This window comes from Fictibacillus nanhaiensis, assembly GCF_036213205.1.
GTDB classification, from domain to species: domain Bacteria; phylum Bacillota; class Bacilli; order Bacillales; family Fictibacillaceae; genus Fictibacillus; species Fictibacillus nanhaiensis_E.
This window is the reverse complement of record NZ_JARMFC010000022.1, coordinates 1-19,496: the sequence shown is the minus strand read 5'-3', so window position 1 is coordinate 19,496 and position 19,496 is coordinate 1. Positions and strand designations below refer to the sequence as shown.

Sequence of the window (19,496 nt, the reverse complement as noted above, 5' to 3'; positions counted from 1 at the left end):
GGGCAGGATATTAATCCATTTACTCGCAACCTAATAGACATCAAACACAGGATTAGTCTTCGATAACAATTCCCATGCTGCGTGCAGTACCTTCAACCATACGCATTGCAGCTTCAACGCTAGCAGCGTTTAGGTCAGGCATTTTTGTTTCTGCGATTTCGCGAACTTTATCACGCTTTACAGTCGCAACTTTTTTCTTGTTCGGCTCACCAGAACCTGACTCGATTCCCGCAGCTTTCTTTAAAAGAACAGCAGCCGGAGGAGTTTTAGTGATGAATGTAAATGAACGGTCTTCGAAAACCGTGATTTCTACCGGAATGATTAAACCAGCTTGATCAGCAGTACGAGCGTTGAATTCTTTACAGAATCCCATGATGTTTACCCCAGCTTGTCCTAGTGCAGGTCCAACTGGCGGTGCCGGGTTTGCTTTACCAGCAGGGATTTGCAATTTCACCATTTTAATAACCTTTTTAGCCACGCGACACACCTCCTTAAGTCCGTGATGTGGTATTATGGGCCGAAACCCTCCCACTCAAAAATACGCTTCCCCTCCTAAAAGAGAGGAAGCAGTTGATTAGTAATATCAAACATAAAAAATTCTATCACCTTTTTGAAGTGATTACAAGTCTTTTTCCATTATAACTTGCTAACTTGGGTAAACTCAAGTTCAACTGGCGTTTCACGACCAAACATGTTGACGTGAACTTTCAGCTTCTGTTTTGTTGCATCGATCTCTTCAATCGTACCAACAAAGTCAGCAAAAGGACCTTCTTTTACTTTTACAGATTCCTTGATTTCAAAGTCGACTTCAACGCGCGGAGCTTCAATACCCATACCTTTAAGAATGTGATCTACTTCCTCGGGCAAAAGTGCCGTAGGCTTTGAGCCCGCTCCAGCAGAACCGACAAATCCTGTTACACCTGGCGTATTACGTACAACGTACCACGAATCATCTGTCATGATCATCTCCGTTAATACATAACCAGGGAAAACTTTCTTCATGCTTGTCTTTGTCTTGCCGTTCTTTGTTTCGGTCTCTTCTTCTACAGGTACAAGTACACGGAAAATCTTATCTGTCATCCCCATAGATTCCAAACGCTTTTCCAAGTTTGCTTTTACTTTGTTTTCATACCCTGAATAGGTATGAACAACGTACCAATTTTTTTCCATACGATGGGACCCGTGTCCTTTCCCTCCTAAAATGGATATACTCTAGCATTCTATCCAAAAGAAGCTATATCTAATCTACCCTAAAATAAGCTCAACTAATTGTGAAATACCAAGATCCACAACCCAGAAGAACAAAGCCATAATCACTACAGTTGACAGTACAACACCCGTATAGCGAAATAATTCTTTTCGCGAAGGCCAGCTAACACGTTTCATCTCTTTATTTACATCTGAAAGAAACTTTGCTGGTGATTTTTTTGTCTTTTCTGCAACATCCGCCATCTTCATAAACCCCCATGCCTTTGATCAATTAACATTTATAAAAAAAGCTTGTTTCGCTTACTTCGTTTCCTGGTGAATGGTATGAGCATTGCAGTAGCTGCAAAACTTTTTAACCTCGACTCGTTCAGGATTGTTTTGTTGGTTCTTCATCGTTGTATAATTTCGTTTTGAGCATTGTTTACAGGCTAAAAAAACTTTTTTTCTCATGCTAAATAAACACCTTTCGTGCGACAAACCCACTCATCCACGTTACAATGTTACTTTTAAAACCTTAACATAGGGGTATACGCTTGTCAATAAAGGGAAAATGGAGGTTTATCTCATCTAAACTTAATTTTAAATTCATACTAAGACGAAATTTTTCTTTGAGCTTGTCGTTATCTTTCATTTTTCTTTGGGCGCAAAGCGGCAAGTGGCTCACCGTACGCCCCACGGAAAGCGAAGCACCTGAAACGGAAATCAACATCTTTCAACTTCAACACCAAAAGAAAAAGAGCAGGAACAATCCCCGCTCTTAAGATGATATTTCTCTTAGCTCTAAATAGCGCTCTAATTTACGTTTCACTCGCTGAAGCGCGTTGTCGATCGACTTCACGTGTCTGTCGAGATCCACTGAGATTTCCTGGTACGATCTTCCGTCAAGATACAGCATCAGAACCTTACGTTCCAGGTCACTTAATATTTCTCCCATCTTCACTTCAATATCATCAAATTCTTCTTGATTGATAATCAGTTCTTCTGGATCAGTGACTTTTGTACCGCATATTACATCCATTAGTGTACGGTCGGATTCCTCATCATAGATTGGCTTGTCCAACGACACGTAAGAATTTAACGGAATGTGTTTTTGTCTAGTTGCCGTTTTGATAGCGGTAATCATTTGCCTTGTTATACATAGTTCGGCAAAAGCTTTAAAGGATGACAGCTTGTCCTCTTTAAAATCGCGAATGGCTTTATACAGCCCGATCATGCCTTCTTGAATGATATCTTCTCGGTCTGCACCGATCAAAAAGTATGATCTTGCTTTCGCACGAACAAAGTTTTTATATTTGTTGATCAAATATTCAAGTGCTGCGCTGTCCCCCTCATGAACCAGTTCCACAAGGCTTTCATCTTCCATGAGCTCGTAATCGCTTACTGACCGTTCCTTGAGATCTATGTTCACGACAAATCCCCCCACCAGGTTTTTACCGGCAAAATATAGCAATATTATAGCTCATAGTTCACAAAAGCGTCAAGATTCCTTATTTTTGCCCTCTTCTCCATCTTTCAAATATTTCGGCAATTTCGTCTGAAAGGTGGATTGATGAGGAGGTTTGCTTTCTTTTTCGCTCGCCAACAGACACATGTATATGTTTTTCGATCTCATCCATCTCATTTTTTAATTCTCTCGCAGATTTTCTCAATGCGCCCTTACCAAAAATCTGCCACTGTTCCGTTGAATCTGAAGTTGCGACGTAAATTCGCGTATCGATCGATTTCAACTCTACAACTAGACGTTCGATTCGTTCATCCGCCGTTTCGTTCTCCCTCGTAAAGATGACTTCAACGCCGTGGTTTTTCGTTTTTTTCTCTATGCCAGGTGAGAGATGGGCATCAAATACTACGATTACTTGATACCCAGTCGTTCCCTGGTACTCTGCCATAAATTCAATCAGCAGGTCTCTTGCTTTGGCAAAATCGGATGTTTTTAAGCTCCGCAGTTCGGGCCAAGCGCCAATGATGTTGTAGCCATCAACAATCAAATAGTGGCGGGTTTTCATTTTCGTGCTTCTAAAGGATTTCGGTCACGGTATACTTCATACATCAAGAGACTAGCAGCAACTGATGCATTAAGCGAGGTAACCTTCCCTTTCATCGGAAGCTGAACGAGGAAATCACACGTTTCTGATACGAGTCTTCCCATTCCCTTTCCTTCACTTCCGATCACAAGACCTAATGGCATGTCCCATTTGGCTTGTCTATAGTCGTCTTTCCCTTTCATGTCTGCACCAGCAAACCACATACCGCGGTCTCTAAGCTCTTTCATCGTTTGAACGAGGTTTGTAACACGAACGACAGGAATGTACTCGATCGCACCCGTTGAAGCTTTTGCTACTGTAGCGGTCAATCCTACTGAGCGTCGCTTCGGAATAATGATGCCATGTGCACCAACTGCATCAGCCGTACGCATGATCGAACCTAGATTATGAGGATCTTCAAGCTCGTCCAATAAAATAAAGAACGGCTCTTCTCCTCTTTCTTCCGCAATTTTAAACAAATCATCAAGCTCTGAGTATGAGTATGCTGCTACACCAGCGATCACACCTTGATGATTGCCTCCTCCGCTTAAAGAATCTAGCTTTTGTTTCGGTACATATTGCACAAGGACATTTTGCTTTTTCGCCATAGACACGATGGTACTTACCGGTCCTTTTTGAGATCCTTCACCTACGAAAATTTTATTAATATCACGGCCGGAGCGCAGTACTTCCATAACCGGATTTCGGCCGATAATCAGTTCTTGTTCTTTTTGTTCTTTTGCTTCACTCATCTTTAGACCTCCCCCTTTTTATTATCTGATAACACATATTCCATCATGTTCTTTAGTCGCTCATGGTTATTTAACAGATAGAGATAACCGATGATCGCTTCAAAGCTTGTTGCATGCCTATACGTTTGAACATCCGTATTTTTCGGGACAGTCCCTTGATTTGCATTGCGTCCACGCTTAATAACAGCGACCTCTTCTTCTGTAAAATAATTTTCTTCAAGCAGCTGAACGACCATGCCCGCCTGCGCTTTTGCTGAAACAAACTTTGTGGCCGACACGTGGAGCTTGTTCGGCTTCACCTGTCCATTACGAATAAGGTGTTCACGCACGAACTGCTCCATTACCGCATCTCCCATATAAGCAAGCGTGGTTCCGTTCAGTTGTTTAATATCTGCGTCCGTTATCTTCATTTACTTATCTCTTTTCCACCGAACACCTTGTGCGGTATCTTCCAAAATGATGTTCTGTTCTTTTAACTGATCACGAATTTCGTCTGCGCGAGCAAAGTTCTTTTCTTTACGCGCTTGGTTACGTTCTTGAATAAGAGCATCAATCTCTTCGTCTAACAGTTCTTCTTCTTTATGAAGAGTAAGTCCGAGCACACCAGCAAGCTCATCGAACAGTGCTATGAATTCTGTAATAACGGCTTTAGAAGTGTTCTTCTCCTGAAGATATACGTTCGCTTCTCTTGAAAAATCGAAAAGATGAGAGATCGCGTTCGCCGTGTTAAAATCATCATCCATATCCGTGATAAATTTCTCTCTTGTTTCTTTAACGAGCTGAGTCCATCTTTCTGTATCTATAGAAAGGTCTGCAGATACACTCAAGCGATGTTTCAAGTTTTCATAAGACGTACGGATTCTATTCAATCCTGCCTCTGCTGCTTCTAACAACTCTTGACTGAAGTTGATTGGGTTGCGGTAGTGGACTGCAAGCATAAAGAATCTGATAACTTGCGGATCCTGCTGTTGTACAAGATCATGAACAAGTACAAAGTTTCCAAGTGATTTGGACATTTTTTCGTTATCAATATTAATATACCCATTATGCATCCAATACTTAGCCATCGGAACTTCATTTAATGCTTCAGATTGTGCGATCTCATTCTCATGATGCGGAAAAGCTAAATCTTGACCGCCGCCATGAATGTCGATTGAATCACCTAAGTATTTTTTGGCCATTGCCGAGCATTCAATATGCCATCCTGGACGCCCTTTGCCCCACGGGCTCTCCCAATAGATCTCTCCGTCCTTTGCCGCTTTCCAGAGCACGAAATCAAGTGGATCTTCCTTTTTCTCTCCCACTTCGATTCTTGCGCCAGATCTCAGATCATCGATCGATTGATGAGAAAGCTTACCATAGCCGTTAAACGAGCGTGTTTTAAAATAAACATCTCCCCCCGCTTCATAAGCAAAACCTTTTTTGACGAGGTTTTCGATAAACTCGATGATTTCTGGTATCGTTTCGGTTACACGTGGATGTGCATCCGCTTTTTGTACGCCTAGTGCGCAAGTATCCTCATGGTAGGCATGAATGAATTTTTCGGCGATCGTCGGAACATCACTTCCCATTTCATTAGCCGCTTTAATGAGCTTGTCATCAACATCCGTAAAATTGGAGATGAATTGCACATCATAATCTCTGTATTCCAAATACTTTCTCACCGTATCAAAAACAATAGCCGGCCTAGCGTTACCGATATGGATATAATTATAAACAGTCGGTCCACACACATACATCTTTACTTTACCCTCTTCTAACGGAACGAAAGGCTCTTTTTGACGTGTCATTGTATTATAGATTTTAATACCCATTTAAACATCACTCCCTTTTTTTAATCTCTCGAGCTCGTTACACATTCTTCTAAGTTCCTCGTGCATCTCTCTAAACTTATCAGCCACCGGGTCAGGAAGATCGCGGTGATCAAGTTCACACCCTACTTTGATGCCGTCTTTAATAACGACTCTTCCTGGAATTCCAACTACGGTCGCATCCGGTGGTACATGTTGGAGGACAACAGACCCCGCCCCCACTTTTGAGTTTTTGCCGATGGTAATGTTGCCTAGCACCTTCGCTCCTGTAGCAACAAGAACATGATCTTCAAGTGTGGGATGCCTTTTTCCTTTTTCTTTTCCCGTACCTCCGAGCGTAACGCCTTGGTAGAGCGTCACGTCATTGCCGATGATACACGTTTCGCCGATCACCACACCCATTCCGTGATCGATAAAAAAGCGTCTGCCGATCTGTGCACCAGGGTGTATTTCAATACCAGTAAAAAAGCGGCTGATCTGTGAGATCAAGCGGGCTAAAAACAGCCAGTTTCGCTTGAATAATTTATGTGCTAATCTATGGGCCCAAACCGCATGTAGTCCTGAGTATGTTAAGAATACTTCGAATGAACTTCTAGCCGCTGGGTCTTTCTCAAAAACAACTTGAATGTCTTCTCTCATGGCTGAAAACATGTTCTCCAACCTCCTTGCATAAAAATATCGTGCTTTTACGGTGAATACAATGTTGCCTTGGAAGAGGTTGATCTCCGTTACAGGTGCTTCGCTTTCCGCGGGGCGTGCGGTGAGCCCCCTGCCGCTTTGCGCCTTTAGGGGTCTCGCCTGCCCACTCGTCCCGCAGGAGTCTTGCGCCTTCCACTACAATCAACTAGCCAAAGTTGAAAAAAAGTGATTCATAAGCAAATTGTTTAGATTTAATCTAATTAAAAAATAAAAAACGCCCCTGTGCCATATATGACACAGAGACGTACTGATAGACGCGGTTCCACTCTGTTTAACAGGTATTAAACCCACCTGTTCCCTTAAGCTCCATAACGGGGAGTTACCGCCCAAACCTACTTAACTTTCGGCAAGGGACTCCGAGGGGCACTTCAGCAAGCATTTCCATGAACCACTTTCAGCCGGTGATGGTTCTCTCTACTATGAAAAGCGCTAGCCTACTTTCCTCATCTGCGTTTTTACATTTTGATATAAGTTTCTTTTACTATATTATAATCTTTGCAAAATGTGTACTTTTATTACTTTTTAATTTGAGTAAGTACAGCATTTACGCGCTTCGTAATAACTTCTTTTCCTAAAAGAGAAACAGCAGCAGGTAGATCTGGACCATGTTGCTGACCAGTCGTCGCCACACGGATCGGCATGAATAAGTTCTTTCCTTTTTGGCCCGTTTCCTTCTGAACAGCTTTCATCATCGCCTTGATGTTTTCCGCTTCAAATGAATCACTATTTTCGATCTGAGTTAAGAATGATTCCATAACAGATGGAACACCTTCACCTTTTAAAACTTCAAGTGCTTCTCCTTCATACTCGATCTCTTCTTTGAAGAAAAGTTCCGTTAAGTCTACGATTTCAGCACCGTAGCTCATTTTTTCCTGATGAAGAGCGACAAGCTTTGTGATCCACTCTTGTTCTTCGGGGCTAGGGTTAGTAGACACTCTACCCGCTTTTACTAGGTGAGGCATACATAACTCAACAATACGGGCTACGTCTTGCTGTTTCATATATTGGTTGTTCAGCCACTCTAACTTTTGTGTATCAAACACAGCAGGTGCTTTTGACAAACGGTTCGGGTCAAAGATCTCAATAAACTGCTCACGGGTAAAGATCTCTTCTTCCCCACCTGGAGACCAGCCTAATAATGCGATAAAATTAAACAGCGCTTCTGGTAAATATCCTAGATCTTTATATTGCTCGATAAACTGAACGATCGATTCGTCACGTTTACTTAACTTTTTACGGTTTTCATTCACGATCAATGTTGTGTGACCAAACTTCGGATGCGAAAATCCTAGCGCATCATAGATCAATAGCTGCTTCGGTGTGTTCGAGATGTGATCATCACCACGCAGTACGTGAGTGATCGCCATTTCGTGGTCATCGATAACAACAGCGTAGTTGTAAGTTGGGATTCCGTCTTTTTTTACAATAACAAAATCACCAAAGCCGCTCGATTCAAACGATACTTCACCTTTAACCATATCATCAAACGTGATCGTACGGTCTTGTGGAACTTTAAAACGAATGCTTGGACGGCGACCCTCTTCTTCTAGTGCCGCTTTTTCTTCAACCGATAAGTTTCGACAGCGTCCGTCATAAACTGGTGTGACCCCTTTGGCCATCTGCTCTTCACGAGACACTTCAAGCTCTTCTTCCGTACAATAACAAGTGTATGCAAGACCTTTTGAAAGTAGTTCATCTGTATACTTCTCGTATAGATCTAAACGTTCCATCTGACGATACGGACCGTAATCTCCTCCGATATCCACACTTTCGTCCCAATCCATCCCGAGCCATTTCAAATGATTCAGCTGGCTCTCTTCTCCACCTTGAATGTTACGCTTCTGGTCCGTATCTTCAATACGAATAATAAATTTCCCGCCAGTGTGGCGTGCATATAAATAATTGAATAGAGCTGCTCGTGCATTCCCTATATGTAAGTGTCCCGTTGGACTTGGCGCATAACGCACTCGAACTTCGTTTGCCATCATGTTTCACCTCTATAATTTTTTTCTTCTTTAGATAAATGGGTGGATCGCTTGACTGATCCTCTTCACTGAAAAGTTGATTGAAGTGAAAGGTGCGAGACTCCTGGGGGATCAGCGGGACAGGTGAGACTCTTAAAAGCGCAGAGCGCTAAGAGGCTCACCGCACGCCCCCCGGAAAGCGAGCAACCTGGAACGGAAATCAACCGCTCCCTTAAACTCCAGAGCTTTCCTTAAACAGCAATATAATTATGCTTTCTCTATCAACACAACCGCTTGAGCTGCGATTCCCTCTTCGCGTCCAGGAAATCCTAGCTTTTCAGTCGTTGTCGCCTTCACGTTGATTCTCTCTACATCAACACTAAAAATATCTGCGATCACTCCGCGCATCTCTTCAATATACGGTAGCATCTTTGGTTTTTGAGCAATGATCGTACAATCTATATTACCTAAAGAATACCCTTTTTTCTCAACCAATTTCCAAGAATCAAGTAGCAAACGCTTAGAATCTGCGCCTTTGTATGCTGGATCTGTATCTGGAAAGTGTTTGCCGATATCTCCTTCACCCGCTGCGCCTAGCAATGCATCTGTTATCGCATGCAAAAGAACGTCAGCATCAGAATGGCCTAAAAGTCCTTTTTCATAAGGAATCGTTACACCGCCAATGATTAACGGACGACCCTCACTAAAGGCATGTACATCAAAACCCTGTCCGATGCGCATCATGCTTTTTCCCCCTGTCTCTCTAACAAAATGGCTTGTCCAAACAACAAGTCATCAGACGTAGTTAATTTTATATTATGATAGTCTCCCATTACAATAGCGACTGTTTGTCCAATTCGTTCCACAAGGCTGGCGTCATCCGTTCCAATATATCCTTCTTCGTCTGCCTTCCTGTGTGCATCCATGACGATAGAAAGACGAAAAGCTTGCGGGGTTTGAACAGCCCACAAGCTGGAACGATCGATCGTTTCTTCCACTTGATTCTCTAACACCCGCTTAACCGTGTCCTTTACAGGAACAGCTAACACGGCAGAGCCTGTTTCTCGTGCCGTGTTAACAAGGTGTGAAATAGAATCATGTGTGATGAAAGGACGTGCAGCATCATGAATAAGAACGAGATCCGCATCAATAGGCACGACCTTTAAACCCTCATACACGCTTTGCTGACGCTCTTTTCCGCCTGGAACGATTTTGCGCACTTTTTTGTATTGGAACGACTCTACAAAATCTTGCATCTGCTGCAATTCCTTTTCACTGCCAACAAGGATAACACCCTCGCAATGTGGATCATTTTCAAACACATGTAGCGTGTGCGCGAGGACTGGTTTTCCTAAGAGCTCGATCCACTGCTTAGAGATCCCAGCATTCATGCGTTTACCTTGTCCAGCAGCGGGAATGACTGTCCAATAATTCACGTGCTTCCCCACCGTTCGTTACAATGCTTTTTCTAATAGTTTCTTTTTGGCAAAGATCATTCTGCCTGCTGATGTTTGGAGTACGGATGTAACAACAACATCAATCGTCTTGCCTACATAATCACGACCATCTTCCACGACGATCATCGTTCCATCGTCCAGATAGCCTACACCTTGACTCTGTTCTTTCCCGTCTTTGATCACTTGTACAACAAGCTCTTCGCCCGGAAGAACTACCGGTTTCACCGCATTTGCAAGGTCATTAATATTCAGTACTGCAACGTTTTGCAGCTCACATACTTTGTTCAAGTTAAAATCGTTTGTTACGACGACACCGGATAACAACTGAGCGAGTTTTACAAGCTTGCTATCAACTTCTGTTACCTCTTCAAAGTCACCTTCATAGATTTCAACTTTCATAGAAAGCTCTTTTTGAATACGATTTAGAATGTCAAGACCACGGCGTCCTCTGTTTCGCTTTAGAACATCTGAGGAGTCAGCAATATACTGCAATTCTTCTAAAACAAAACGAGGTATGATAAGCGGACCTTCTAAAAAGCCAGTTTGACAGATATCTGCAATACGGCCATCAATAATTACACTCGTATCTAAAATCTTATACTTACCACTAGGCTTCTCGATCTCTGCTTCTTTTTTCCGTTCTTTGCCTTGGCTTTTCAAAGAGAACAGCTGAATCAATTCGTCTCTCTTTTTAAAACCTACTTGAAAGCCTAAATAACCGAGCAGGAATGTGATAGCGATCGGCAGGATCGAGCTGACCACAACAATATCCATAGAGCTTAACGGTGACTGGATCAAAAAGGCTACGATCAGCCCGATAATGAGTCCCATCGTCCCCGATAAAAGATCAGTTGCTGGAGCTTTCACAACAGTTTCCTCAGCCCAGCGGATTAAACCTACTACGTAATCGGACAGCCAAAATGTAGATAAAAATAGTATAAGTGCACCAATCACTGCCCCGACATATGGGGATGTTACTTGATTCGGAAGATCACCGAAATTAAGTACACGAATGAGATCTGGTATATATAGATAGCCTAGCATGCCCCCTATTACAATGAAAAATAGTTGAACAATTCTTTTTAGCATGCCTGATTCACCTCCCCTAATCATTATTTACAAAATGACCGTATTAAAAACGTGCAAAAAATAGAAAATTCCTTTTTTTACGTAGAATGTTCCATTTAAATATGGCGATCGACAAAAAGCTGCTCCTGAATGCGTTTTAGACCTTCTTTTACTTTTTTCGCACGAATCTCACCGATACCCTCTACCTCGTCCAATTCATCGATGGAAGCACGCAAAATTTGCGGAAGGTTTTCAAATGCATCTGTTAAATTCTCGATAATAACAGCTGGAAGCCTTGGAATCTTGCCAAGAATACGGTATCCACGTGGATGAATCGTCTCATCCTGCATATTCATACCGGCTGAGAAGCCTAAAAGTTTCATAATAACGGATTCATCGAACAATTCTTCAGATGAGAGTTTGTTCAATTGGCGAAGAATCGCATAAGGATCACTTTCACGATCTTTCATATAATCCTTGATTAAAAGCAATGCTTCTTCCTCGATGTTAGAAACGAGTTCTTCCATCTGGATTCGAATCAGCCTGCCTTCAACACCAAGTTCATTAACATATTTAATAATCTCATTTTTTATGCGTAAAACCATCTCAATTCTGTGAATAACTTGTGTAACTTCTTGGAAAGTCACTAATTCTTCAAATTCTAGTGCTCCAAGGTTCGTAACACTTTGGTCAAAAACAACTTTATATTTCTCAAGTGTTTGAATCGCTTGATTCGCTTTAGTCAAGATCACTCCGATCTCTTTTAGTGAATAACGAATCATCCCTTGATATAGCGTAATTACGTTACGACGTTGAGAGATGGAGATCACAAGATTGCCTGTTTGTCGTGCAACACGCTCCGCCGTTCTATGACGAATCCCCGTTTCTGTTGACGGAATAACTGTATCTGGAATGAGCTGTGTGTTCGCATACAAAATTTTAACAGCATCTTCGTTCAAAATGATCGCACCATCCATCTTGGCAAGCTCATATAGTGATGCTGGTGAGTACTTGCAGTTAATAGAGAAACCTCCATCAACGATTTCTTTTACTTTATCGTTATATCCAACAACGATCAGTCCACCGGTGTTCGCTCGCAGTACGTTGTCGATACCTTCCCGAAGTGGTGTCCCGGGAGCAACTAGCTGTAGCATTTGGCTTATGATAGCTTCTTTTATCGCATGATCCATAATATGCTTTACCCTCCTAACGCTGCTTGTAATGCCTCATAAACGGTCGATACTCCGACGACTTGTATTCCTTTTGGAACCGTCCAGCCGCCAATATTTTTATCAGGTATAATAGCTCGCGTAAAACCTAACTTAGCAGCTTCATGTACACGCTGCTCGATACGGGAAACTCTTCTAACCTCTCCCGTTAATCCTATTTCTCCAATCATAACATCTGTTGGCTTTGTTGGTGAATCGCGAAAGCTTGAAGCGATGCTGATCGCAACAGCAAGATCGATCGCCGGTTCATCCAGCCGAACACCACCTGCAACGTTCAGATACGCATCCTGGTTCTGAAGCAGCAGTCCGACTCTCTTTTCTAAAACAGCCATAAGCAGCGAGACACGGTTGTGATCGATACCCGTAGCCATCCTTCTAGGATTACCAAAGCTTGTTGGTGATATTAAAGCCTGAAGTTCTACTAGCATCGGACGCGTTCCTTCAAGAGAAGCAACTACAGTCGAACCCGCTGCCCCTTTCGAACGTTCTTCTAAAAAGATCTCGGAAGGATTTAATACTTCTTCAAGGCCCACTTCCTTCATTTCAAAAACACCGATTTCATTCGTAGAGCCAAATCGGTTCTTAACAGCACGCAAGATCCGGAAAGTATGATGTCTTTCTCCTTCAAAGTACAACACCGCATCTACCATGTGCTCTAAAAGACGCGGTCCGGCGATATTCCCTTCTTTTGTAACATGTCCAACGATAAATACAGCAATACCTTTCGTTTTCGCCATTCGCATCAAGTGCGACGTACACTCTCGTACTTGCGAAACACTTCCTGGAGCGGAGGTGACCTCAGACCGATAGACGGTTTGAATGGAGTCGATGATCATAACAGAAGGCATCACATCTGTCATCGCCTGCTCGATCAGCTCTAGATCTGTTTCTGCTAAAACAAACAAGTCTTTTGCATCGATATCTAAACGATCCGCTCGAAGCTTCGTTTGTTTCACAGATTCCTCACCAGATATGTATAGAACACGCTCTCCTTTTTGTGCAAGCTGTGCTGATGTTTGCAATAACAGTGTGGACTTACCAATTCCGGGGTCTCCACCAACTAAAACCATTGAGCCCGGAACGATTCCTCCACCTAAAACACGGTTGAACTCCTGATAATTTGTCGGTATGCGCGGCTCTTGCTCGCTTTTCACATCCGCTATTGACTGGGGTTTTTGCTTTACGTTCTTATCTCCGCCAGAGCTTAATCCCCTAATATTTTTTTCAGGTCGAATCGTTTCCTCCACCATCGTATTCCACGCATGGCATCCAGGACATTTTCCCATCCACTTCGGAGACTCATAACCGCAATCTTGGCAAAGAAAGATTGATTTTACTTTAGCCATCTAAAAAACTCCTCTTCCAAACTTAACACTTTAATATCTATCTATTTCATAACCTTTAGTTTCTACTTTCAGACGCTTGGTGAGTTGATGCTTCTAAAGTATTACTGAAAAGACTTTTCTAGAGTATCCCTGAAAAGACTTCATAGAAAGGTTGATTGAAGTGAAAGGTGTGAGACTCCTCGAAAATTAAACTTCAAATTTTCTTCGTGCGATGTGTCTCTGCCGAAGCATTCCTTGTCCTGCGGAACGAGTGGGCAGGAGAGACCCCTAAAGGCGCAAAGCGGCAGGGGGCTCACCGCACGCCCCGCGGAAAGCGAACACCTGTAACGGAAACCAACCACTTTCAAAGCATCATTGTAAAGGAAAAATAGGTTTACTATTTTAATAAGTTAAATACTGAAAATATCAAGATTTATTCACTAATATCATAACATAAAACCTAACAACTACTTCCATCTGAGCTCTGCAAAAAAAGGCGAACGGCTAAGATTATTTCGACAAAAACCCGGAGGACATGTCTGTCTTCCGGGTCTTTTGTAGGATATTCTCATATGTGGTAAATGTTAGACCGTTTGAACGACAAAATCGTTCTCTTCAACATCGATTTTAACGGTCTGCCCTTTGTTAATATTTCCTCTTAGAAGCTCTTCAGATAATCGATCTTCAATCTTACGCTGTAGGGCACGGCGCAATGGACGAGCTCCGTAATCTGGATCGTATCCTTCTTCTGTAATCTTCTCAAGAGCGGCTTGTGTTAACTCGATCTCGATTCCTTGATCACTTAAACGTTGTTTAAGTGAGGCAGCCATCAAGCTAACGATTCTTAATAAGTGCTCTTTTTCTAGAGAATGGAACACGATGATTTCATCGATACGGTTTAAGAACTCTGGACGGAATGCACGCTTCAGTTCATCCATTACTTTAGACTTCATATCGTTATACTTTTGACCTTCGTTATGAACAGCAAACCCTAATGAACGGTTACGCTTAAGCGTGCTCGCTCCTACGTTTGAAGTCATGATTACAACCGTGTTGCGGAAATCGACCGTACGTCCCTTAGAATCAGTAAGCCGACCATCCTCTAGCACTTGAAGCAAGATATTGAATACTTCTGGATGCGCTTTTTCGATCTCATCAAGCAAGATAACAGAGTAAGGCTTTCTTCTAACTTTTTCTGTTAACTGACCGCCTTCTTCGTGTCCAACATATCCTGGAGGAGATCCAACAAGACGGGAAGTTGTGTGTTTCTCCATGTACTCAGACATATCGATACGGATAATCGCATCTTCATCACCAAATAGCGTTTCGGCAACAGCTCTAGCAAGCTCCGTTTTACCTACCCCTGTTGGCCCTAAGAAAATGAACGAGCCGATCGGGCGCTTCGGATCTTTGAGTCCAGCACGTGCTCTTCGGATAGCTTTAGAGATTGCTGTAACAGCCTCAGACTGTCCGATAACACGATCATGCAGAATTTCTTCCATTTTCAGAAGACGTTCTGTTTCTTCTTCAGCAAGCTTTGAAACAGGAACTCCCGTCCAAGAGGATACAACTTGTGCGATATCTTCTGGCGTTACTTCTGTATTTTCTTTTCCTTGCTTCTCTTTCCAAACATCCTTCGTCTTCTCTAGCTCTTCGCGAAGGCGTTGTTCAGAATCTCTTAATGAAGCAGCTTTTTCAAATTCTTGACTTTGAACAGCCGCATCCTTCTCCTTACGAACTTCCTCCAGCTTCTGCTCAAGCTCTTTTAAGTTCGGCGGAGCTGTATAAGAACGAAGGCGAACTTTTGACGCCGCTTCATCAATGAGATCGATCGCTTTATCTGGTAAGAAACGATCTGAAATGTAACGATCAGATAGCTGAACAGATGCTTCGATCGCTTCATCCGTGATCGTCACACGGTGGTGAGCTTCATAGCGATCGCGAAGTCCTTGAAGAATTTGAATACTCTCATCCTTCGTCGGCTCGTTAACTGTGATCGGCTGGAAACGACGCTCAAGCGCTGCATCTTTTTCAATATATTTTCTGTACTCATCAAGTGTTGTAGCACCGATACATTGAAGTTCACCCCGGGCAAGAGCTGGCTTTAGAATGTTGGATGCATCGATCGCACCTTCTGCTCCACCTGCACCGATCAAAGTATGAAGTTCGTCGATGAATAGAATGATATTCCCTGCCTGTCGGATCTCATCCATTACTTTTTTCAGACGATCTTCAAATTCACCTCTGTACTTCGTTCCTGCTACAACTGTACCCATATCAAGCGTCATAACACGCTTATCACGAAGTGTTTCTGGCACTTCGTTATTGATGATCTGCTGTGCTAAACCTTCTGCGATAGCTGTTTTACCAACGCCAGGCTCTCCGATCAAAACAGGGTTGTTCTTTGTACGACGGCTTAGAACCTCAATAACACGTTGAATTTCTTTTGCACGCCCGATTACAGGGTCTAGTGTACCTTCACGAGCAATAGCCGTTAGATCACGCGCTAAGCTGTCTAACGTTGGTGTGTTGGCACTAGCAGATGAACCTCTGTGACTAGAAGAAGATTCATTGCTTCCTAGTAACTGCAGCACCTGCTGACGCGCTTTGTTAAGGCTGACACCAAGGTTGTTTAGAACGCGAGCTGCAACGCCCTCTCCCTCACGGATCAATCCTAATAGAATATGTTCTGTTCCCACGTATGAATGTCCGAGTTTACGAGCTTCATCCATGGAAAGTTCGATTACTTTTTTAGCACGAGGCGTATAATGAATCGTTTGAACAGCCTCCTGACCGCGGCCGATCAATGTTTCCACTTCTTTTTGAATCTTTTCAGGCCCTAGTCCAAGAACTTGAAGAGCTTTCGCTGCAATTCCTTCACCTTCACGGATCAAACCAAGCAGGATATGTTCTGTTCCCACGTTATTATGACCCAATCGAATAGCTTCTTCTTGTGCTAAAGCTAAAACTTTTTGTGCTCTCTCTGTAAAACGACCAAACATCATACTCGTCACGCTCCTTATCGGTTTTCCAATTTTATTCTTTCTCTGATTAAAGTGGCTCTTCTTATGTCACGTTCTTCTGGAGTTAGAACTTCACCTGCATATTGTTGAAGAAAACCTGGTTGTGTAAGTATCATAAGTTCATTGAGTATCATTTTTGAAATCCCGGGTAAAATCTCTAAATCAATGCCCAGCCGCACATCTGATAAACATTTGGCAGCTTCTTTTGATTGGATGATACGGCAGTTCTCTAACGTTCCCAATGAACGGAATAACTTGTCTTCAAGCTGTAATTTCAATCCATCCTGCAGCTGCTTGCGGGCTGCTCGTTCTTGTTGGATGACCTGCATGACAACACCTGCGAGATCTTCCATTATATCCTCTTCCGACTTGCCTAGTGTCATCTGATTTGAAATTTGAAAGATGTTTCCTTGCGCCTCGGTACCTTCTCCATATATGCCTCTCACCGCTAATCCTAACTGATTGATCGCTGGGATGATACGGCTCATTTTTTTTGAGAGAACGAGCGCTGGAAGGTGCATCATAACAGAGGCACGAAGCCCAGTTCCTACATTCGTCGGACAGCTTGTTAAATATCCTCGTTTTTCATCAAACGCATAATCAACGTTTTTTTCGATCTTATCATCGATCTCATTCGCCCGATGAAGAACTTCTTCTAGTTGAAAGCCTGGCGCTAAACATTGGATGCGTATATGGTCTTCTTCGTTCACCATGATACTGACCGATTCATCTGCATTCATGAGAACTGCACCATATTTCGCTTGCTCAGATAAATTGGGGCTGATCAGATGTTTTTCAACAAGTACCCGTTTTTCAACAGGTTTTAATTCCTCCATCATCAGCATTTCTAGATTCTCTGCTTCTTCGCTCTCTTCGCTAATACATGTCGAGATCGCTGATATGACTTCATGAGCCGATTCTTTATCTGCTGCGATGGGAAAAACATATTGATGAATATTCCTTGCTAGTCGGACACGGCTCGATAGAACTATATCCGATTCTGGCCCTTCCCTTTTCATCCAGGGACTGATCGCGTCACTGATAAAACGTTCCAAAGACATCGGTTACGTTTCCCTCCCCTGTTGCAAGCGGTGCTCGATCTCTCTGATGACATCCCTTGTTTCAGCAGCTCTTTCAAATTCCTCATTTAATATATACTGCTGCAAAGCTTGCTTTAATTGCTGAAGCTGCTTTTTTTCTTGAATACTGCTTCCTGCACGGAGTGGAATCTTCCCTGCATGCAAAGTGTTACCACCGTGAACTCTTTTAAAGATAGGATTCAGTTTCGACTCAAACGCTTTGTAGCAATTATCACACCCAAAGCGGCCAATCTTCGCAAACTGATAATAACTCATCCCGCATTTTTCACAGCTTAATGAGGGCGGAATGAAATTGGATGATGGCGTGTTCGGGACATGTCCATCGCCGTGTAAAAGCCCAGAAAGCAATTGGTGAATGGAAAAAGAATTCGACCCCGGCAAGAATTCTCCTTTTTCTTTGGCACAATGTTCACAAATGTGAAATTCTGTTTTCTCTCCATTTATGATTTTTGTAAAATGCAATGAAGCTTCACGTTCATGGCACTCTTCGCAATTCATTCTGCTCCCTCCCTTTATATAGAATGAAAAAAAGGGCTATGTGGTTCGATATTTTAACGTTTTTATCATAGCTTTTAATAATTCTGCTCGTAATTCATCTCGTTGTGGAAGATTAAGTTTTAGAATAGATCTGTCCATCACACTCAGCATAAGTCTTGCTTCTCGTTCTGAAACGATCGTTTCTTCCATAAGTCTCTTTATTACATTTTCTGCGTTGCCTTGCGATATCCTTTCACCGATTAAGGTGGTCAAGTGATCAATTAAATGGGCAGAGCTTTCGGTACGGACCTTCATGATCCGAATATAACCTCCTCCACCTCTTTTACTTTCCACTACAAACCCTTTTTCAATCGTAAATCTCGTGTTTATAACGTAGTTTATTTGAGAAGGCACGCATTGAAACCTTTCAGCAATATCTGTCCGTTTTATTTCAATAGACGGATCATTAGAGCTTGAGAGAATTTGCTTTAAGTAATTTTCAATTACATCTGAAATATTCCTCATTTCCCTCCCCCTTCTGACTTTGACTAACTTTGACTATAGTTATATTATAGCCTGCCTTTTTCCGAAAATGCAAATCTCTATCCCCCATTATTGCCTCCTGGTTAGCTTCTTAACCTGTATGATTCTGTCGAAAAGATGATGCTTTTGGAGGAGGATGGATGTGCGGGTGAAGATGAGATGAGTACGATAAGCGGCTGGTCGGTGTCGGTGTCGGTGATCGGTGTCGGTGTCGAAAATTCGATAAAATTTTTTATCCGTGAAATTATGAGGCTTATCCGTGAATATATGGGAGATTACCGTGAATAAAATCATGATTACCGTGAAATTATGTGGGATTAGGTGATGAGGAGCGCTGTTTTGGGATTTGTATGTAGTATCTAAAGTGTTTTAGTGGGTTTTTAGCTTGGGTGATGGTTGGTGGAGCTGCCAGAGGGGCTTTTTAAGATGATTTTTGGAGCTTTTGCTGAAGAATATCGCGTATTGGAAGATGGCTGTGGCCATCTTCTTCCTATTTAGAGGGTTGAGGAGGTTTCGTGAGGTGATAATGATCTTCGAAGCATACGCAGTGGGGTATCTCCCACTTCTAATTAAGTCTGAATGAAGAAAATTAAGTCGAAATAAGAGCCAATTAAGTCGGAACGAATCTCAATTAAGTCTAAAATCAAAAATAAAGGCCGTTCGCTAAATCTCGACAAACACTCGCGACTCTAAACAAGCTCTATACCCCGAGCCTTCTCCACCTCAAGGTCACTCTTAATCAGAAGTTTGGCATCCGCCAAACCACCTTATTTCTTTTCTATCTTTTTAAGCACAAAAAAAAGAAGATGGATTCT

Annotated in this window: 20 protein-coding genes and 1 other annotated feature; all 20 genes read right to left on the bottom strand. The window is 42.5% G+C overall.

Annotated features, from left to right (window positions below; genetic code table 11):
- Positions 1-52 precede the first annotated feature (52 nt).
- A complete protein-coding gene (gene rplK, locus P4V41_RS18325) occupies positions 53-478 on the bottom strand; it encodes a 50S ribosomal protein L11 (protein ID WP_066238005.1) in 426 nt (141 codons plus the stop codon).
- Positions 479-636: 158 nt separating this feature from the next.
- Positions 637-1,170, bottom strand: a complete 534-nt coding sequence (gene nusG / locus P4V41_RS18320; protein WP_328086637.1) for a transcription termination/antitermination protein NusG — start codon at positions 1,168-1,170, stop codon at positions 637-639.
- A gap of 75 nt (positions 1,171-1,245) precedes the next feature.
- On the bottom strand, positions 1,246-1,452 hold the full coding sequence (gene secE / locus P4V41_RS18315; protein WP_328086636.1) for a preprotein translocase subunit SecE: 207 nt from the start codon (positions 1,450-1,452) through the stop codon (positions 1,246-1,248).
- 57 nt (positions 1,453-1,509) lie between these two features.
- A complete protein-coding gene (gene rpmG, locus P4V41_RS18310; protein WP_077365486.1) occupies positions 1,510-1,659 on the bottom strand; it encodes a 50S ribosomal protein L33 in 150 nt (49 codons plus the stop codon).
- A gap of 307 nt (positions 1,660-1,966) precedes the next feature.
- Positions 1,967-2,617 (bottom strand): RNA polymerase sporulation sigma factor SigH, encoded by a 651-nt coding sequence (gene sigH / locus P4V41_RS18305; protein ID WP_066390628.1) that lies wholly within the window; start codon positions 2,615-2,617, stop codon positions 1,967-1,969.
- 79 nt (positions 2,618-2,696) lie between these two features.
- On the bottom strand, positions 2,697-3,215 hold the full coding sequence (locus P4V41_RS18300) for an NYN domain-containing protein (RefSeq protein WP_328086634.1): 519 nt from the start codon (positions 3,213-3,215) through the stop codon (positions 2,697-2,699).
- On the bottom strand, positions 3,212-3,985 hold the full coding sequence (rlmB, locus tag P4V41_RS18295) for a 23S rRNA (guanosine(2251)-2'-O)-methyltransferase RlmB (protein WP_328086633.1): 774 nt from the start codon (positions 3,983-3,985) through the stop codon (positions 3,212-3,214). The genes P4V41_RS18300 and rlmB overlap by 4 nt, the downstream gene beginning before the upstream one ends.
- Before the next feature lie 2 nt (positions 3,986-3,987).
- Positions 3,988-4,395 carry a Mini-ribonuclease 3 gene (locus tag P4V41_RS18290; RefSeq protein ID WP_328086632.1) on the bottom strand — a complete coding sequence of 136 codons (408 nt, stop codon included), beginning with the start codon at positions 4,393-4,395 and terminating at the stop codon, positions 3,988-3,990.
- Entirely contained in the window at positions 4,396-5,799 is a 1,404-nt protein-coding gene (cysS, locus tag P4V41_RS18285; RefSeq protein WP_328086631.1) for a cysteine--tRNA ligase, read from the bottom strand. It abuts the gene before it with no gap.
- Positions 5,800-6,447 carry a serine O-acetyltransferase gene (gene cysE, locus P4V41_RS18280; RefSeq protein WP_328086630.1) on the bottom strand — a complete coding sequence of 216 codons (648 nt, stop codon included), beginning with the start codon at positions 6,445-6,447 and terminating at the stop codon, positions 5,800-5,802.
- Between the two features lie 283 nt (positions 6,448-6,730).
- Positions 6,731-6,954 (bottom strand) — a binding site (T-box leader).
- A 56-nt stretch (positions 6,955-7,010) separates the two neighbouring features.
- Positions 7,011-8,480 carry a glutamate--tRNA ligase gene (gene gltX, locus P4V41_RS18275; RefSeq protein WP_328086661.1) on the bottom strand — a complete coding sequence of 490 codons (1,470 nt, stop codon included), beginning with the start codon at positions 8,478-8,480 and terminating at the stop codon, positions 7,011-7,013.
- Between the two features lie 246 nt (positions 8,481-8,726).
- Positions 8,727-9,203: a 2-C-methyl-D-erythritol 2,4-cyclodiphosphate synthase gene (gene ispF, locus P4V41_RS18270; protein WP_328086629.1), complete on the bottom strand. Its 477-nt coding sequence runs from the start codon at positions 9,201-9,203 to the stop codon at positions 8,727-8,729.
- The gene (ispD, locus tag P4V41_RS18265) at positions 9,200-9,895 is read right to left on the bottom strand and encodes a 2-C-methyl-D-erythritol 4-phosphate cytidylyltransferase (protein WP_328086628.1); all 696 of its coding nucleotides are present in this window, start codon (positions 9,893-9,895) and stop codon (positions 9,200-9,202) included. Before ispD ends, ispF begins: the two co-directional genes overlap by 4 nt.
- Positions 9,896-9,913: 18 nt before the next feature.
- Positions 9,914-11,005, bottom strand: coding sequence for a PIN/TRAM domain-containing protein (locus P4V41_RS18260; protein WP_328086627.1), 1,092 nt, complete (start codon positions 11,003-11,005; stop codon positions 9,914-9,916).
- Between the two features lie 95 nt (positions 11,006-11,100).
- Positions 11,101-12,174: a DNA integrity scanning diadenylate cyclase DisA gene (gene disA / locus P4V41_RS18255; RefSeq protein ID WP_066390602.1), complete on the bottom strand. Its 1,074-nt coding sequence runs from the start codon at positions 12,172-12,174 to the stop codon at positions 11,101-11,103.
- An 8-nt stretch (positions 12,175-12,182) separates the two neighbouring features.
- The gene (gene radA / locus P4V41_RS18250; RefSeq protein WP_328086626.1) at positions 12,183-13,559 is read right to left on the bottom strand and encodes a DNA repair protein RadA; all 1,377 of its coding nucleotides are present in this window, start codon (positions 13,557-13,559) and stop codon (positions 12,183-12,185) included.
- 563 nt (positions 13,560-14,122) lie between these two features.
- Positions 14,123-16,543 (bottom strand): ATP-dependent protease ATP-binding subunit ClpC, encoded by a 2,421-nt coding sequence (gene clpC, locus P4V41_RS18245; protein ID WP_137792297.1) that lies wholly within the window; start codon positions 16,541-16,543, stop codon positions 14,123-14,125.
- A 14-nt stretch (positions 16,544-16,557) separates the two neighbouring features.
- A complete protein-coding gene (locus tag P4V41_RS18240) occupies positions 16,558-17,622 on the bottom strand; it encodes a protein arginine kinase (protein WP_328086625.1) in 1,065 nt (354 codons plus the stop codon).
- Between the two features lie 3 nt (positions 17,623-17,625).
- On the bottom strand, positions 17,626-18,159 hold the full coding sequence (locus P4V41_RS18235; RefSeq protein WP_328086624.1) for a UvrB/UvrC motif-containing protein: 534 nt from the start codon (positions 18,157-18,159) through the stop codon (positions 17,626-17,628).
- Between the two features lie 36 nt (positions 18,160-18,195).
- A complete protein-coding gene (locus P4V41_RS18230) occupies positions 18,196-18,663 on the bottom strand; it encodes a CtsR family transcriptional regulator (RefSeq protein ID WP_328086623.1) in 468 nt (155 codons plus the stop codon).
- Between the last annotated feature and the right edge of the window lie 833 nt (positions 18,664-19,496).

What these genes read in the sequence shown, in the direction of transcription:
- nusG (WP_328086637.1), bottom strand. Translation starts at nt 1,170, where the DNA reads ATGGAAAAAAATTGGTACGTTGTTCATACCTATTCAGGGTATGAAAAC.
- secE (WP_328086636.1), bottom strand. Translation starts at nt 1,452, where the DNA reads ATGGCGGATGTTGCAGAAAAGACAAAAAAATCACCAGCAAAGTTTCTT.
- rpmG (WP_077365486.1), bottom strand. Translation starts at nt 1,659, where the DNA reads ATGAGAAAAAAAGTTTTTTTAGCCTGTAAACAATGCTCAAAACGAAAT.
- P4V41_RS18300 (WP_328086634.1), bottom strand. Translation starts at nt 3,215, where the DNA reads ATGAAAACCCGCCACTATTTGATTGTTGATGGCTACAACATCATTGGC.
- rlmB (WP_328086633.1), bottom strand. Translation starts at nt 3,985, where the DNA reads ATGAGTGAAGCAAAAGAACAAAAAGAACAAGAACTGATTATCGGCCGA.
- P4V41_RS18290 (WP_328086632.1), bottom strand. Translation starts at nt 4,395, where the DNA reads ATGAAGATAACGGACGCAGATATTAAACAACTGAACGGAACCACGCTT.
- cysS (WP_328086631.1), bottom strand. Translation starts at nt 5,799, where the DNA reads ATGGGTATTAAAATCTATAATACAATGACACGTCAAAAAGAGCCTTTC.
- cysE (WP_328086630.1), bottom strand. Translation starts at nt 6,447, where the DNA reads ATGTTTTCAGCCATGAGAGAAGACATTCAAGTTGTTTTTGAGAAAGAC.
- gltX (WP_328086661.1), bottom strand. Translation starts at nt 8,480, where the DNA reads ATGGCAAACGAAGTTCGAGTGCGTTATGCGCCAAGTCCAACGGGACAC.
- ispF (WP_328086629.1), bottom strand. Translation starts at nt 9,203, where the DNA reads ATGATGCGCATCGGACAGGGTTTTGATGTACATGCCTTTAGTGAGGGT.
- P4V41_RS18260 (WP_328086627.1), bottom strand. Translation starts at nt 11,005, where the DNA reads ATGCTAAAAAGAATTGTTCAACTATTTTTCATTGTAATAGGGGGCATG.
- disA (WP_066390602.1), bottom strand. Translation starts at nt 12,174, where the DNA reads ATGGATCATGCGATAAAAGAAGCTATCATAAGCCAAATGCTACAGCTA.
- radA (WP_328086626.1), bottom strand. Translation starts at nt 13,559, where the DNA reads ATGGCTAAAGTAAAATCAATCTTTCTTTGCCAAGATTGCGGTTATGAG.
- clpC (WP_137792297.1), bottom strand. Translation starts at nt 16,543, where the DNA reads ATGATGTTTGGTCGTTTTACAGAGAGAGCACAAAAAGTTTTAGCTTTA.
- P4V41_RS18240 (WP_328086625.1), bottom strand. Translation starts at nt 17,622, where the DNA reads ATGTCTTTGGAACGTTTTATCAGTGACGCGATCAGTCCCTGGATGAAA.
- P4V41_RS18235 (WP_328086624.1), bottom strand. Translation starts at nt 18,159, where the DNA reads ATGAATTGCGAAGAGTGCCATGAACGTGAAGCTTCATTGCATTTTACA.
- P4V41_RS18230 (WP_328086623.1), bottom strand. Translation starts at nt 18,663, where the DNA reads ATGAGGAATATTTCAGATGTAATTGAAAATTACTTAAAGCAAATTCTC.